The sequence below is a fragment of the Marivita lacus genome, assembly GCF_014637725.1.
GTDB lineage: Bacteria > Pseudomonadota > Alphaproteobacteria > Rhodobacterales > Rhodobacteraceae > Marivita > Marivita lacus.
On record NZ_BMFC01000016.1, the window covers coordinates 1 to 14,488 of the forward strand.

The 14,488-nt window shown below is 57.6% G+C and carries 12 protein-coding genes; 6 read left to right on the plus strand and 6 right to left on the minus strand.

Annotated features, from left to right (window positions below):
* Nucleotides 1-603: 603 nt before the first annotated feature.
* The 5 genes from IEV82_RS19985 to IEV82_RS20005 form a co-directional block, all read right to left on the minus strand.
* On the minus strand, nucleotides 604-1,470 hold the full coding sequence (locus tag IEV82_RS19985; protein ID WP_188483850.1) for a hypothetical protein: 867 nt from the start codon (nucleotides 1,468-1,470) through the stop codon (nucleotides 604-606).
* A 1-nt stretch (nucleotide 1,471) separates the two neighbouring features.
* Nucleotides 1,472-3,571 (minus strand): AAA family ATPase, encoded by a 2,100-nt coding sequence (locus tag IEV82_RS19990; RefSeq protein ID WP_188483851.1) that lies wholly within the window; start codon nucleotides 3,569-3,571, stop codon nucleotides 1,472-1,474.
* A 404-nt stretch (nucleotides 3,572-3,975) separates the two neighbouring features.
* Nucleotides 3,976-6,060: a Y4lR C-terminal helical domain-containing protein gene (locus IEV82_RS19995; RefSeq protein WP_188483852.1), complete on the minus strand. Its 2,085-nt coding sequence runs from the start codon at nucleotides 6,058-6,060 to the stop codon at nucleotides 3,976-3,978.
* Between the two features lie 82 nt (nucleotides 6,061-6,142).
* The gene (locus IEV82_RS20000) at nucleotides 6,143-7,456 is read right to left on the minus strand and encodes a Y-family DNA polymerase (RefSeq protein WP_188483853.1); all 1,314 of its coding nucleotides are present in this window, start codon (nucleotides 7,454-7,456) and stop codon (nucleotides 6,143-6,145) included.
* Nucleotides 7,457-7,545: 89 nt separating this feature from the next.
* On the minus strand, nucleotides 7,546-8,538 hold the full coding sequence (locus tag IEV82_RS20005; RefSeq protein ID WP_188483854.1) for a helix-turn-helix transcriptional regulator: 993 nt from the start codon (nucleotides 8,536-8,538) through the stop codon (nucleotides 7,546-7,548).
* Nucleotides 8,539-8,756: 218 nt separating this feature from the next.
* Here IEV82_RS20005 and IEV82_RS20010 point away from each other — a divergent pair, with 218 nt between their 5' ends.
* Nucleotides 8,757-9,353, plus strand: a complete 597-nt coding sequence (locus IEV82_RS20010; RefSeq protein ID WP_188483855.1) for a hypothetical protein — start codon at nucleotides 8,757-8,759, stop codon at nucleotides 9,351-9,353.
* Between the two features lie 7 nt (nucleotides 9,354-9,360).
* On the opposite strand, the gene IEV82_RS20015 is transcribed toward IEV82_RS20010, so the two are convergent.
* Complete coding sequence (locus IEV82_RS20015) at nucleotides 9,361-10,626, minus strand: tyrosine-type recombinase/integrase (RefSeq protein ID WP_188483856.1); 1,266 nt, start codon at nucleotides 10,624-10,626, stop codon at nucleotides 9,361-9,363.
* Nucleotides 10,627-11,226: 600 nt separating this feature from the next.
* Between IEV82_RS20015 and IEV82_RS20020 the strand changes: the two genes are divergently transcribed.
* From IEV82_RS20020 to IEV82_RS20040, 5 genes are read left to right on the plus strand one after another with little or no spacing between them, the layout of a single operon-like run.
* Nucleotides 11,227-11,472 carry a helix-turn-helix domain-containing protein gene (locus IEV82_RS20020; RefSeq protein WP_188483857.1) on the plus strand — a complete coding sequence of 82 codons (246 nt, stop codon included), beginning with the start codon at nucleotides 11,227-11,229 and terminating at the stop codon, nucleotides 11,470-11,472.
* On the plus strand, nucleotides 11,469-11,753 hold the full coding sequence (locus tag IEV82_RS20025) for a hypothetical protein (RefSeq protein WP_188483858.1): 285 nt from the start codon (nucleotides 11,469-11,471) through the stop codon (nucleotides 11,751-11,753). Before IEV82_RS20020 ends, IEV82_RS20025 begins: the two co-directional genes overlap by 4 nt.
* Nucleotides 11,750-12,187, plus strand: a complete 438-nt coding sequence (locus IEV82_RS20030) for a VRR-NUC domain-containing protein (protein WP_188483859.1) — start codon at nucleotides 11,750-11,752, stop codon at nucleotides 12,185-12,187. Before IEV82_RS20025 ends, IEV82_RS20030 begins: the two co-directional genes overlap by 4 nt.
* Nucleotides 12,184-13,233 carry a helix-turn-helix domain-containing protein gene (locus IEV82_RS20035; protein ID WP_188483860.1) on the plus strand — a complete coding sequence of 350 codons (1,050 nt, stop codon included), beginning with the start codon at nucleotides 12,184-12,186 and terminating at the stop codon, nucleotides 13,231-13,233. The genes IEV82_RS20030 and IEV82_RS20035 overlap by 4 nt, the downstream gene beginning before the upstream one ends.
* Entirely contained in the window at nucleotides 13,230-13,892 is a 663-nt protein-coding gene (locus tag IEV82_RS20040; protein WP_188483861.1) for a hypothetical protein, read from the plus strand. Before IEV82_RS20035 ends, IEV82_RS20040 begins: the two co-directional genes overlap by 4 nt.
* Nucleotides 13,893-14,488 lie beyond the last annotated feature (596 nt).

The window sequence follows — 14,488 nt, forward strand, 5'->3', positions numbered from 1 at the left end:
GCCGACGGCGAACGCCATCGGCGGCAGAGAGAACTTCAATTTGAGGTCGGTGGATGAAATCGGACATAAGGTCGGACTTATCATCGGATCGTAGCCAAAGTCAGACGGCCCTCACCGTAGCCTTACGATTTTTCTGGAGGGGTGTTGATGTGGCGTTGATGTGGCGCGCGAACGCAAGAAGCCTCCCGATTGGGAGGCATTTAAGCTTTTGATTTAGCGTAGTATTTATGGTTGCGGGGACAGGATTTGAACCTGTGACCTTCAGGTTATGAGCCCATAATTCAATGATTACAATTGGTTAGGAATATCAACAGCATAGCCGACAAGTCTTTGAATTCACAATATTCCATTCATTAAAATGGCAGACATTCGCAAGTATTAACCCCGACAGATCGCTTCAAAATGACGTACGTCAGTTGACATGGCGTTGACACGGTTGATTATCTAAGGTCTGTGTTCTGCTCCTTCTGGTTAATGGTGTGAACGGTCTTTACAGGACATTTGAACCGATCTCCGAAAATGCCCGCTACCCCGCCATCGTTGCCGAGCGTACTGAGCGCGGCGTGTTTCTGGCCCGACAGTCTTTGGGAGAATTTGTCGAACCTATCTCGTCAAGTGCTCAAGCTCCTCCCAGCTAACCCCTGAAATCTGCGTCCAAAACACCCGCGTCATCCCAGGGAAATTATGGGCGTCGTCAGCGCCTTTCTCCAAGATTGTGCGCACATGACTGCGCACCAGATCGTCGCTCGCCGTCGGCGCACGCATTTCATCAATCAGTCTCGCAAGTGTAGCTAAATGCTTCTTGCGCTGGACAACTAGCGAAGGCCGCCAAAGGCCAGCGGTCTCGATCGTCGCCACACCCATTGGGGAAATTCCTCGGATGCGTCCGTCGAGTTCGTAACGAAAGTGGTTGATTGGTTCTTCATCCTTGAATGGATGAAAAAGAAGTTCGTGTTCCAGCGCATTTTCTTGCGGCCGAGAGCGCTGGGCCATGTCGCAATCGACGGGGAAATAGTTTCTTTTCCAAGTTCGATTGCAGATTTCGCATGAAAGGAGGAAGTTTGCCCAGCTATAGGCGTCCCACCAGTAGCCGGTGCCAATTGTTCGAAGCGCCTTTCGATCACTGACATTGGAAGCGTTATCTTGTTCTGTTCCTTGACTTGCCGTATCCAGAACTTGAACCATCGCCTTAGGGCGGAAATGGTCGACATCACAATACTGCGTTCCAACCACTCTTATATCGCAATATCCGCAACGCCCATGCTGAGCTTTGGCGAAATCACTCTTAAAGCCCTTCCAGAGATCAGAGGACTTCCCCATTACTTTCTTGGGAAATTCGATCCGGTCGTCGTCGGTAACAAAGTCGGGCAGCGCAGCCTCGTAGATGCGGCGGACTTCATCCCGAACACTATCAAGCGTATCGTCGTTGTCGAAATTGGTGGAATCGGGCCGCTCAGCAAAACGGAACACTCTACTCCTCCAGACGACCGAAGGCTTGCCGAAGACGCGCTTGGAGTGTTTCGGCTTCCACTTCAAGCACGTCAGGCGCCGCGAGCCCGCGGCGTGCTACATCGGCAAGAGTTTGGCGCTCACCCTCGCTCGCGGCAAAACCTCGCAACCGATCGCGTAGATCCTGACTTAGCTTTTCCATTTGCACCCTTTCGTGCTCAGGAAGGATTGCGTCCCCTCTTACTTTGAGCGCGTCCTCTCTCAATGAAAGCACGCTCAGTTCGTTTATCATGTCCTCGGTTTCTTCGTCATAGGTCGTGCCGAGACCGAACCAACCGCCAGTGAGCAGATCGTCGACATCCATCCCTGGGAGTATGCTCAATGCTGTCGCTTCGATCTCCTCGCTTGCGGGATTCAGACGGAAAACATAGCTCTCGTCAGGTGCGAGGCCCCGCAGGCACAGAGGGTCGTGAGTGGTGATCACGAACCGTACGCGCGGGAAGAGTTCGCGCAACTTGGTCACGATCCGCTTCTTCCACAACGGATGCAAATGCAGCTCGAGCTCGTCTAGAAGCACTGTGCCCTCTGCCTCGGACATGACAGGTGTATCAATGGCAAGATGCTTCATAATATGCGTAGTGAGCCCAATGACTGTTCGAAAGCCGTCGGACATTTGATCGAGACTCTGCCTTGAGCCATTACGCTGGAAGAATATCTCACCATTTCGACGCGAGACTTTTGTGGTGACCGGTAGACCCATCAATACCTTGAGATTTCGCCCGAGCACTCTGAAATCGCGAGCTGAGACAAGATTTGTGTCGGCGAGCCAACTTTCGGCATCCGCAAGAGGCAGCACCGGATCAAAAAGGTTGTCGACTGCTCCCGAAGTACTCAGTGCGCGCGCCGCGCCTTTCGTTCTTGAGATACGGCTGGCACCGAGCGCAATCACTGGAACGCGAACCTCTGCGCCAGAAAACTCGAAATCCGGTGAATTTCTCCGGAAAGTTACTCGCCGCTTGCGTCCATCACTGAGCTTGATCTCAACATAACCCATGCGATTGCGAGAATTACGGTTATGGATGCGGCCGGCATCAGGAACAAGTTTTTTGGCGGTTGTGGCATCAACGAGCGCCAGTACCACCGCTTTAAGAAAAGTCGATTTTCCGACCCCGTTTTCGCCAACGATGCCGAGCCAAGGTTCGAGCCCGGAGTGAAAATCCGGGAACGCCAAACGGAGCTGGCTGATCGGACCAAAGTCACGCAGCTGGACTGACTCAATCCAAGTCGTCTCAAATTCTTCTGGCACTGCAATCGCTGCGTGTGTAGCCTGCTCCTTTTTTGCACGCTGGCTATGTGAACGCCTATTTCGCCCAGCTCCTAAACGTGTCGTCTCACGAACCGAATCGAGCACCAATGCGTGTTGAGGTTGGAGGTGGTTCAGGCTGCTTTTGATTTGGTTTAGGGTATCGACATCACCTGATGTTTCCGCCTTGCTCAGTATGCGAACGATCTGAAGATAGTGACGGTATAACTGCTTGCGATTTGAGACCAGCTCGGTTCGGTTGAGTTGATATACCTCGACCGTAGTCTTTCCGCGCTCGGTTTTTGCGATGAATATACCATCTTCCATTAGCGTGAGGTGTTCGGCAGGGTCGTCGATGAAAGGGTTAAGAAGTAGGGCACCTTCAGCTTCGAGTTTGGCGCCTCGGCTTTCCTCGGCGGCGCGTTCGCCTTTGATCGGGAAAAGACTGGCCTTGTAGCGATTGCAGATTGGGCAGAGTAGTTGAAGGTTATCCCAATCGTAGGTTAGCCACCAATAGTGGCGAGGCGAGCTACGGTCTTTTCGTGCATTGCCTGCATTGAACTTGGGGCGGAAATGCTCCAGGTCGCCATCCGATACACCAGTCACCGGCGAACCGCAGGTATGGCAGGCTCCCTCCGAACACGCTGCGAAGATCTGCCTAATCTCTTTGTTTCGTCGAAGGAGACGCCTTCGGAAAAAACGACTTGTGAGCCCAAGCCCCGAAGGGTCCTCATCTATCAGGTGGCGTAACTCAGCCTCTCCTTTGCTGGCAAACTCTTGCCACCAATCAGGCGGTTCGGGGCGGACAAGCCTACGCATAATTCAGTCCTCTCAAAGGGCTAAGCAGAAGCACAAGTTTGGCTCTTGATCATCGCTCATTCAAAAGCCGTCAGCGTTGTTACGAAACACCGCATCGTTGAAAATACTTATTACTCAATCTTTCCGGTATTGAAAGCGTCCGGCAAGTTCATGACTTGTTGAGAGGGGCGGGCGATGCACCGACTTTGCTCAAGTTGTATGCAACAAAGTTAATTGATCGACGCTCGAAACCGAGGCTCTGCACTTTGTGGAAATTCGTGATTTGCTCAACAAATCCCTTCACGGCGGAGTTTGGTCGGACGCTGCGCGGGACACGAATGTCGTGGAAGAGCTGGCAGCGATCATTAGCCGCGTTCGCTGCGAATGGCGAGAGTTGGCCGACAGCGGCCCCAACATCGTGCTCATCACACATCCTCCCGCCATTTAAGTGCAGTCGCTTGCAACCAGCTGGGCAGGAGCGGCTTGAGGGTTGGTGTGAGATCCTCGGTAGCGGCGCCGCGGATCATGTCGACGACTTGCTTGTCATCACGGCTTATGGATCGTTTTGGCCATGCGCCCTTTACGCCATCGACAGCTTGCGCAAATCCCTCGGCCCATGCCTGAAACTGCTTAGTGGGAAGGTCTCGCAGATCGCTGCCGATTTCACCAAGGAGGACGGCTTCGTTCAGCGCACCGAATCTCACCATGATGATGTCCAAAATGCGCTGGATGGACCCCTGTCCCTTCACCTCGACCCCCTGCATCAGCGGCATGAGCCATGCGTTTGGTGACATGAATTCCGGGGCGATCAGAACGGCGGTCAAATACCCGTCAATCTGATCTGGCTTGAGCTGACTGCCCTTGAGCAACTTGGCCAGTTCACCTTTTTGCTCCGGCGCGATCGCTGCCGGTCCAACCTCTTCGTCGTCCCAGGCACCTTCGGCTTCGAGGTCTTCCATCGCGCGCTCCGCCGCGACGAAGAGCGTATGCTCGAGAATATCCTCGAACACGGGTATCTTCTTGGTTTCCCGTCCAGAGTCGATCGCTTGTGCGACAGCGGCAAAGCTCAACCAGGCATCAGGTGCCGCGGTGCTGTCATGACTCAGGATCAGCGCGGAGCGGGCAAAGAGTTTTGCCCAGAATTCACGCTTTATCTCAAGGTGCCCTGCTACAATTTTCTTGGCAGACGCTTCCGTCCGAGCTTGTTCCAGCGCGGCCATCAAACTTGCATCGGACATAAACCAGCTGCTCGTGATGTCATACTCGGAGAACCAGTCCCGACTCTTGCCAATCAACCGGCTGCGGCGATTGGCCGACAGCGCAGCAAGCTCTCCGAGGGGATCAATCGCGGCCAGCATAGCGTCATGCGCACCAGATTGTGGCGTCACGTCGCTCACGCCGAACATTGGCGCGACATCCAGAAACCCCGGTGCCGTCACCCTACCCCGCTCTAGCCCATCTCCAAGCGCGACTCCAAAGGCGCAGGCGAGATAGGACGGTGACACATCATACATCGCCATGGCGTGTTCGATCTGTTCAACCATCATTTTTTGATCATTTCTGCTGGCACAGGGGATGACATACGCATCCTTGATCCCGTGCCCGGCCTTGATCATGACCGCGGCCACGGCGCGTGTGTTACCGCGGCTGCAGATGCCGATAATACTTTGTGAACCGGTCCCATCAGGAAGAGACGTCATCACCCGATGAAGCTGCCAGGGTTGCGGAACAGTGCCCCCAGAGGGCTCCCGTCGCAGCACAGTATTGATCAGTTTATCCAGCGCCCGCCCATTCGGGATCCAGTTACGAACCCGGATGAAATCGGACAACAAAGCCGCGTCTATCTTGGCATGTTCCACCAGAAGTTCGAATCCCCTGATGGCCGCGTCGCGCATCTCGGCCACAGGATCGAGCAGAAAATACCGCCCCACCGTACTCATGCGCGGAGCGCCCTGACCAATCATCTGAGTCAGGATTGTCGTTGTCACCTCAGACTGCATGGCGCCGAGCATCTCTCTGAGCCCGGTATACATTTCAAAGGGTGTCGAACCATCTGGAACCAGCTCGTCCACAAGCTCCCCGACATCCGGCAGTTCAACGGGTTCACCTGTCGCAAATACATCCACAAAGGCATCTGTTGCGCTGCGCAACTGATCGGGAGGCGTCAGCCCAGCACGGAGGTAAGCCTGAGAAATTCCAAAGCAGTTTCCAGCATCAAGCTCATCTGCATCAGCGCGTTCTACCAATCCCGCGGCCAGCACCTCAAAAAAATCAGCCGCCCCGCGCTCGTCATTTTCAATATTCATACGTGCCTCGTCCAAGACGCGTGATAGCAGAATAAGGCAATCGTCGGCGCATCCGGACTCGTCTGCTGAGAGCGCATCGACAAGGCCCAGAACAGCGTCAGCATCATTCGACAGCGGTAAAGCCCACCGATTTACCCAAAGCAACGTGCTTCTCTGGTTATCCGTCGTCGGACGGTCCATCAGACAGGCCTCGATCATTTCCATCACCACCTTTTACAACCCAGCGCCTCTATTTCCCGGGCCTCCTTTTTATGAACAGCGATGTGCCTGTCCACCCGAATCCACTTCAAAAGGACAGGAAGTGCGTATCCTCGTCCGCTGTTGCCGCCTCGCTGAAATCAGCCTCGTCCGGGATGCGACCAAAGGCAATCTTCGCCCCGACATAGCCACCGAAGACCTCGTCTTGCACGCCCAGGGATAAGGCCTTGGCACCGTGTGATTTGCGAAGAGTGTCCATCAGGTCACTGACCGTCTCCCATTTTTCTCGCGAGGCGGTGTCTGACCCGGCCTCCAGTGTGCCGCCAAAAAGGTCACCTGTGATCTCCGCATCGGAGACCACTCCGTGTATCGTCACGCTGACTGCTTGCGGCGAGAAGCGCAGCGTCCGGCGGGCCTCATGAAGCCCCTCCGACAGAGCGCGCATGAAGGTACGGTCGTCCCGAGCTGCCGGGAATGTATCGCGCCAATTCCATCGACCATCCTCGGCACCCCGTCCGCCCCGAAACCCCAGGGTCAGCTCCGTCGCTCGCAGGTTGTCTCTTCGCAGTCGGCGGGTGGCACTCAGCAGAAGTTGGCGGGCACAGGGTTCCACCTTGTCAGGCGTGCGGGAGTCTCGGGGCAGCACACGGCCATGGCCGTACATGCTTTTCTTGGTTTCGGGTCGCTCGGCGTGGATGCCGTGGAGTTCATTCCAGAATCGTTCGCCTTCGACATTACCCCAGATTTTCCGCGCCTGTTTCGGTGCCAGCCGCCACAAAGCGTCAATGTCCTCTACTCCCGCGGCCGCAAGGCGCGCGCCAATGCCTTTCGAGATGCCGGGCAGATCCCGGAGGTCAAGATGTGACAGGCACCCCGGGAGGTCCTCTGCCCTGATCAGGACAAACCCGTCTGGCTTGTTAATTTCAGCACCAATCTTGGCGAGCAACTCGGTTGGGGCCATGCCGATGGAGCATGTCAGCGCTGGGCTGAACGCACCTGCTAGTGCGGTCTTGATGCGATCCGCAAGTGATTTTCCTTGCGCCGCCTCGCTCGGCGTCAAATGGCAGACAACCTCGTCGATGGACCGAACGCGCTCGACCGGTAAGATGGTGCCGATGACGGCAAGGATGCGTTTGTGCAACCGGACATACGCGTCATGCCGTGCGATCACGAACACCATGTCGGGGATTACTTGGCGGGCAGCACGGATCGTCGCTCCAGACTTCACACCGCGCGCCTTGGCTTCGCGGCTGACTGCGATGCAACTGGTATGCGGCGAGTCCAGTGGTACGACGCCAAGGGGCCGGCCGCGCAGCTCTGCGTTGAAGTGCTGTTCGGCCGACGCAAAGAAACTGTCGAAATCGAGATAGAGCCGTTCGATCTTCGGCGTCGCATCGTTCATGGATGTGTCCTGTGTCGACATCTCGCCCGCCCTGCCATCGCATGCGGCGCCAATGTCATCGGAGCTCAAATTATTCGACGTGTCGCTGGTCATGGCCGCACTTTGATTGGCGAGGTGCGATAGGCGGACACCATATCGCGCAGAGCAGCGGGCTCTATGACGTCTACCGCATCTCCCCACTTGGCCAGGTGCCACGCCATTTCAACGAGACCGCTGGCGTCAAAAATGACAAGAAGTGACCCATCGCCTTGGTCGATCAATTCTTGCTTGGGATGAAACTCAAACTCGCGCGCAGCCGCCGCTGCAGCCGCTGAAAATCGCCACACGATCCGCGTGAACTCTGCATCGGAATGGAAGGAGCTGAAAGACTGTTCCGCATAGGTCCGCAAGTCGAAGTCGTTGTCCTTTTCAAACCACTGGACGGTGATTTCCACATCGGACATGCGATCCAAGCGGAAGCGACGAAACCGGTCATCTTTCGCGATATCCCGCCCAATCAAGTAGTGGCGCGTGCCAAACAACAGGCCATAAGGCTCGATGATACGATGTTTCGGTTCAGGGTCTCGTTCACCTTGATACATCAGCGTCAGTCGATAGGGCCCTCTGATCGCCCCAGCAATATTTTTCAACATTCCCTCGGAGGTCTTCACCCGGGGACCTGGCCTGCACGCATAACCGCGCGCCTCCAGAAGTGTCTCAGCATCGACCTCTGCGCGGCGCGCATGGATAGGCGGCAAGGTCGCCATCAGGCGATCGCGCAGCCCACATAAAGCGTCCTTTTCGGACTGCGCCCCCTCCCGCTCTGCCCGCCGAATACTCATTTCCAGCGCAACAAGTTCATGATCGTAAAGACCCGGCATCCCAAGCTTGCTGGTCTCGCGCACCTTCCATCTTCGCCGCCGGTCGCTGTCTGTCATATGCGATACGGTTGGAAACACATCTTTCAGAGCTTGGACCATGCGCTGGGCGGTTCGTTCGTTGACAGAGAATTCCTTTGCGATCTCCTGCACGCTGATACCTCGGTGCCGGCTGGCCGCCATGCTGGCAAGCTTCAGCAAGTCCTTTGCTTTCTGAAACGACATAAGCGCACAACCCCGACAGTTTCTGACGTAGTGGCTGCGGTATAGTCGATATGAGGGCGATTCGCCGAACACAGAGTTCGATCAATGCCGTAACGCAGGTCACCCCTGCACCGGGCAACCGATCAAGTCTTGCCGTTTTGTCCCTCAAAGCTGCCCGCACGGCGCGCAACAGGCGTCTCGTGCGTGACCATGTAAACGCAAAAGGAGACTGGGCGTATATGGCACTACCACCACGAGCGTTCTTCACCCTGCACGAAACCGCGTCGCGATGGGGCTGCACCATCGCCGACATTGGCGGTTGGGCCAGCGAAGGCAAGCTGGAGATCGTCACCGGCATTCCCCTGGCCATCTGCGGCACCGAAATGGTGTCGGGCAAGATCACCATTTCCCCCATGGACATGCTGCCCTTCTTTCGCCGCAGCGGTACCGGGCCTACTGTGATCAAGCTCCAGCGGATCAAGCCGGAGGATTTGGGCGAATGGTGCTATGTCACGGATCCCAGCGACGGCGTCGAAGTGTCGATTGCCGATCTGCTGATCAGCGGCAAAGAAGTCCGGCAGTTTGAAGACGATTACGATCTCCTTCGGCGGATCAGTGGTGGCACTGGTGGCATTTCCCCTTATGACTGGGAGGGGATGTATGTCGCCTTACTCAAACGCGTGCATGAAAACGGCCTGCCCGAGACCCAGGCGGAACTCATCGCGGAGTTGCAGGACTGGTTCGTTGAAGTCGCGGAGAATGGGGATGTCCCCGATGAGAGCACCATCCGTCGTCGCTTGCGCCCATTCTGGCGCGCTTTGCGAGGCAAGACCTGAGTGTCTTTCAGGCACGCTTGGTTTTCGGCTCTGCGTCAGCGTTGTGCACGATCTTGGGGCGTGGTCTGACCATGCCCGCCACAGCATCGACACCGGCACGCAACGGCGAGTCCATCAGATGCGCGTACCGCAGAGTGGTTTGCATCTGACTGTGCCCGAGCAGCTTGCCGATCATTTCCAGCGAGGCTCCACCGCTGACCAGAAGCGATGCGAATGTATGACGCAAATCATGAATCCGAACTCCTGGCAGGTCTGCCTCTCGCTGGACCATGATCCAGAAGCGGCGGATTTCTTTGACAGGTTGGCCCGGTACATCGCCGGGAAACAGCCACGGATTGCCTCTGGGCACACTGCCTGACCGCTGCCGCACGATGGCTGCCACATCCGCCGAAATCGGCACCCTGTGGACTTTACGCTGTTTGGTGGTGGCTGCAGGTTTTGACCAGATACCAAGTTCAAGATTGAACTGCTCAAACCGGGCTTGCCGCACCTCACCAACGCGCGCACCCGTCAGCATGCACAACCGGATAATGCTGGCAGCCCGCTGATCTTCGGCCGCGTCCAAGACATCCGCAAGCCTCGCAATCTCCTCGTGCGACAAAAAGCGTTCGCGGGCGGTTTCAACGCGTTTCTTGAACCCTTGTGCGGGATTGTCTGTACGCCAGCCCCATTGGATGGCGAGATTGAACATTTTTCGCAGGACTTCCCCAATCCGATTGGCCCGAACCGGGGTGGGCTTTCTACCCTGCAAGTTGCGCGCCCGGTTATTGGGCTTTGCCTTGGAAGGCCGGGCCCTGCCCTCTGCGATCAAATTGAGCAGCGAGGCAACATCCTGTGGGGAGATCTCTGCCACAAGCTTGTTGCCCCAATGTGGCGCCACCAGTTTGGACAGGAAAGATTTGTGATCCGATGCGCTCAGTGGCGTCAGGGTCGACGCATGCTCGGCGAGATACCGATCGATCAAATCCTTGAACCTTGGTGCCTCGCGCAGTGCTCCCCGTTCGTCAAGCGGATCAGTCCCTGCGTCGATCAGTCGGCGCAATTCGCGGGCACGGTCTCGAACCGCAGTCACGCTCCATTCCGGCCAACGCCCGATTGTCATTCTGCGTTGCCGCCCCGCAAAACGGTAGTCCAACGCGAAAGATCGCTCGCCAGAGGGCATCACCCGAATGGAGAGCCCCCGTACATCCGTGTCAAAGATTTGATACGCGCGATCCACGTCGGGCATCAGGTCACGTACCAATTTTTCGGTCAAGCGCAGTCGGTTCACCATGTTCACAGCTCCTTCCGCCTGGGACACAGGCGTAGATATTCAGAGGTATCAAGCGGATCATGCGCGACAGACCGGCGTCTAGGCAGCGACCGGCAGCGAAATGCTAAAAGCCTGCCGATCATTGAAATTATTGAACAAAATGCGTTCGCTGATGCCTGAACTGCAGTCAGCTGAATAAAAATCCGGCCGACGATCGTCGCCAAAAAGCGATGATTGGACGGCTCAACCGGCCAATCCATCCATTAGGCGGCTCGAAATCTGTAAATTTCGTTTAAAATCAATGACCGGCAAGGGGTCTGACCCCTTGCCGGTTTGGCCAATCCGTTTCAATATCAGTCAATCACCTGAAAACACGCTGAATTCTTGTAAATCGAGGGCGGATTAGCGCTTCATGATCGGCGCAGAGTGATTTTCCGAGCCTCAAATTCTTGGCGCACAATGAGTCACGCCTGAACAGAAAGCCGAAAAGCTCAATGATATCAATGACCGGCAAGGGTTTGGCGTTTCGCCGCCGGTCGCTGCCTTCCCGCCACCCCTTTCTGTCTGCGTTTCTGACGTCCTGACCTGCGCCCGTGTTGGGCGCCGAACAGGAGAAATCAGATGACAGAAACCATGACGTCCCCTGGACCCAGCAAACTGCGCGTGCTGAGCGGCTGGATCAGCCGTCTCGACCTCGCGCTGGAACTTGATGTCACCGTGGAGACCCTGCATCGCTGGGAAAAGCTGCGGTTTGGACCGCCTTGTGTCCGGGCCGGCCGGAAAATCTATTATCGCCGCGACGCTGTGCAGGAGTGGCTCTTACAGCAGGAAGCATCGCCTTCTCATGCGCGGAGGGCCCGCCGATGAGCCTTCCCCTGCCCTTCCGTGCGCAAAGCCGCCGCCGGCGCGGCGCGCGCGATGACAGCCGCCAGGACTGGATCGACGAGCGCCTACGCGAGGCCCGCATCGTGGTGGCCGATGTGGTGCACCATTCCGACCACATGGTCCGGCTGGCCTGCAATGTGCTGGTCCAGCATGGCCAGACGCCCGAGGAGCGCGAGGATGCCCGCATCCTGCTGGTCGTTCTGGGTGGTAAAGCCCATGGCCGGGGCCGCCCTGCCTGGGCCGATCCGGAGGACCGGCGATGAAGACGCGCGGAACACCGGAGGCGGACCTGCAGCGCGCTGTGGTCAGCGCCTTGCGGGTCGTCCTGCCCAAGGGGGCGATTGTGCATCATAGCGCCAACGAGGTTGCGCAGGCCGGGCCTCGGGGCGCCAAGCGCCAGGCCATCCTGACCGGCATGGGGGTGCATCCCGGCTTTGCCGATCTGGTGGTGCTGTGTGATGGCCGTGTGCTGTTTCTCGAGCTCAAATCCCGCAAGGGGCAGCTGAGCCCGGCGCAGCAGGCGTTTCGCGACGCGGTGCAGGCGCAAGGGTTTGGCTGGGCACTGGTGCGCTCCTTGGATGACGCGCTGGGCGCACTGGCGGATCACGGGCTCACCACACGGGTGGTCGGCGCTGTCGGCAGCCCGGCGCTGGGCGTCTCCGGGTCTCGACCTTGTTCCGGGAGGGCGTCGTCATGAGCCACGCCGCCACCAATTGGGCGATCCAGCAGCGCGGGCTGAAGCCCACAACGAAGATTGTCCTCTGGCATCTGTGCGATCGCTACAATCCCGACTTTGGGTGTTTCCCAACGCAGGAGCGCTTGGCCCTGGATTGCGAGATCGGCCGCGCCACGCTGAACCGGCATCTCGACGATCTTGAGGCCCGTGGTCTGATCCGCCGAGTGCCGATCATCGACACGAAAACCGGCCAGCAGCGCCCGACCCGGTATCTGCTCGGCTTCGAGTTCACCGGCCTGACCAAGGGCACGCCAGGTCCTGTTGGCGGGGCCGAAACCCCGTCACATCCACCTGCAGCGCCGCTAGAAACCCCGTGTCTCGATTTGGGACACGGGACTACAGGCGACACCGCCATGCAGTGCACGGGTGTACAGCCTCCCACCCCGGCTCCGCCGTGTCTCGAACCGGGACACGGGCCCGTGTCTCATTTTGGCGCAAACCCGTGTCTCAAAAATGGCGATTCCCGTGTCTCAAAATGGGACACTAACCCTGTAAGGGAACCTTTAAGTAAACCAGTAAAGGAGGAGGAGGGCGCGCAGGCGCGCGCGAGTATCGGTGACGATTTTTTTTGCGCGCTGCTCACGGCGCTGGGCTTCGATCCCAGCGGCGCCCTGCCCGGCTGGTGGCAAGGCTGGCCGCCCCAGGAACACGTCCGGCGCTGGCAGATCGAACTTGGTCTGACCGAGGCGCAGGTCGTTGCGGCGGCAGCGGCCTCTCGGGACATCCACCCTGCCCCGCCGGATGGGCCCAAGGCGCTGGACCGCGTCATGCAGCGTGCAGCCCGGCGCAAGGCGGAGGCTGCAGGTACACCCCGACGGGTCTCGGCAAAGGCCGTCACCGCGTGCACGGCCAAGCCGCCCAGCGCCGATCCACCCGCCTTCTACGCCGATTGGGTCAACTCGGACCGCTACCTGCCCTCGAACGCCATCACCAACGCCATGCGCGATCAGATGCTGAACCGCGGCCTCGTCACCACCCAGCGCCTGCGCGAAAGGAACATCCAGTGAAACACGATCAAAGCCTGCACGGCCGCTCCGGCGCAGGCGCCCGCGCCAAGCGCAGCTTGAGCATCCAGCAGGCCCTTGAATGGACCTTCCGGGTTGAGCAAGCCCAGCTCGAACTGCCTGAGCCTGAGACCGATGATGGGGAACCCCGCAGCTTCGGATTGGAACACGTGCTGGCGCAGCGCGCCGTCCTTGGCACCGCTGTCGACGGCGGGCGCTACAAGTTGGGCAGCTACACCCATCCCGACGCCGAGGTCATCGCTGCGATTGTCGCGGGGCTCCCCGACAGTCACGGCGGCAAGCGCATGGCCATTCGTGTGGCAGAGCTCGCCCGCGCTGGGATGACGCCAGACTGGATGCGAGGGGCCGTGCCGCGCTGTGTGCCGCAGGACGTCCGTGAAAACCAGCATGGACCAAAAGCTGTCACAATCGTTGTTGGCACCGAGCGTGTCTGGTCCCGCGGAAAATGGCGAACCGTTGAGGTCCTGGCGTGCCCCGTCATGTGGCGGCCCTATCCAGAGCAGATCAATGCCGCGCGACGCGCGTATCACGACTGGTGGCAGGCGCTGGAGTACTTGCGTGACGGACTGCAGGCCGTGGGGTTGCTGCGAGAGGTTGAGGTTACAGGCGTGATGCCGAAATGTCGGCCATGGGGGAAGTGAGCGCAGTAATTGGGAAAACTCGATCAAGTTGATCAATGATGGCTTACGATATTCGATAAAATTGCCCACTCCAGTTCGATTGTCGCCCCGGCTATTCACTCGGCACACCTTTTTAAAGGCTTGCGAGATGGACCAAGGTCGACATGGGGCGGCGGCAAGTGAGCGCTTTTTTATAGGCGGGTCGGTCCCTGGTTTTTCCGGCAGGAGGGTGATTTTCTCATGTCGCCTTGCTGCCGCATTGCACCCACGAGACTAATTCCTCACAATAATTGTACACCAGAGTCTATATAAATCGACCGAAAACTTCGCACAGGTCAGCTGACTAGAGTATGAATCAACCCAAAGAACAGCGTTGCGTATAGGAGCATCATTCCAGCTACCAAAACCTTGCTCATTCATGCCTCCACGCCACGTATTATGAGAACAGCCTAGAAGCACGCTCGTTCCATCATCAATACCACTTTAGTGTTAAAAATTGAGGTGATAGGTTTTATTTCGACGCGTCCTCGTTGAACGTGCAAACAGACACGAGCTACCGCCGGAGCTGTTCAAAAAGCAGCCACCCAAACTTTCAGACTGTAACAATTTGCGGACAT

Bases quoted from the DNA above. Each gene is read 5' to 3' on its own strand.
- IEV82_RS19990 (WP_188483851.1), bottom strand. From the start codon at position 3,571: ATGCGTAGGCTTGTCCGCCCCGAACCGCCTGATTGGTGGCAAGAGTTT.
- IEV82_RS19995 (WP_188483852.1), bottom strand. From the start codon at position 6,060: ATGGAAATGATCGAGGCCTGTCTGATGGACCGTCCGACGACGGATAAC.
- IEV82_RS20000 (WP_188483853.1), bottom strand. From the start codon at position 7,456: ATGAACGATGCGACGCCGAAGATCGAACGGCTCTATCTCGATTTCGAC.
- IEV82_RS20005 (WP_188483854.1), bottom strand. From the start codon at position 8,538: ATGTCGTTTCAGAAAGCAAAGGACTTGCTGAAGCTTGCCAGCATGGCG.
- IEV82_RS20010 (WP_188483855.1), top strand. From the start codon at position 8,757: ATGGCACTACCACCACGAGCGTTCTTCACCCTGCACGAAACCGCGTCG.
- IEV82_RS20015 (WP_188483856.1), bottom strand. From the start codon at position 10,626: ATGGTGAACCGACTGCGCTTGACCGAAAAATTGGTACGTGACCTGATG.
- IEV82_RS20020 (WP_188483857.1), top strand. From the start codon at position 11,227: ATGACAGAAACCATGACGTCCCCTGGACCCAGCAAACTGCGCGTGCTG.
- IEV82_RS20025 (WP_188483858.1), top strand. From the start codon at position 11,469: ATGAGCCTTCCCCTGCCCTTCCGTGCGCAAAGCCGCCGCCGGCGCGGC.
- IEV82_RS20030 (WP_188483859.1), top strand. From the start codon at position 11,750: ATGAAGACGCGCGGAACACCGGAGGCGGACCTGCAGCGCGCTGTGGTC.
- IEV82_RS20035 (WP_188483860.1), top strand. From the start codon at position 12,184: ATGAGCCACGCCGCCACCAATTGGGCGATCCAGCAGCGCGGGCTGAAG.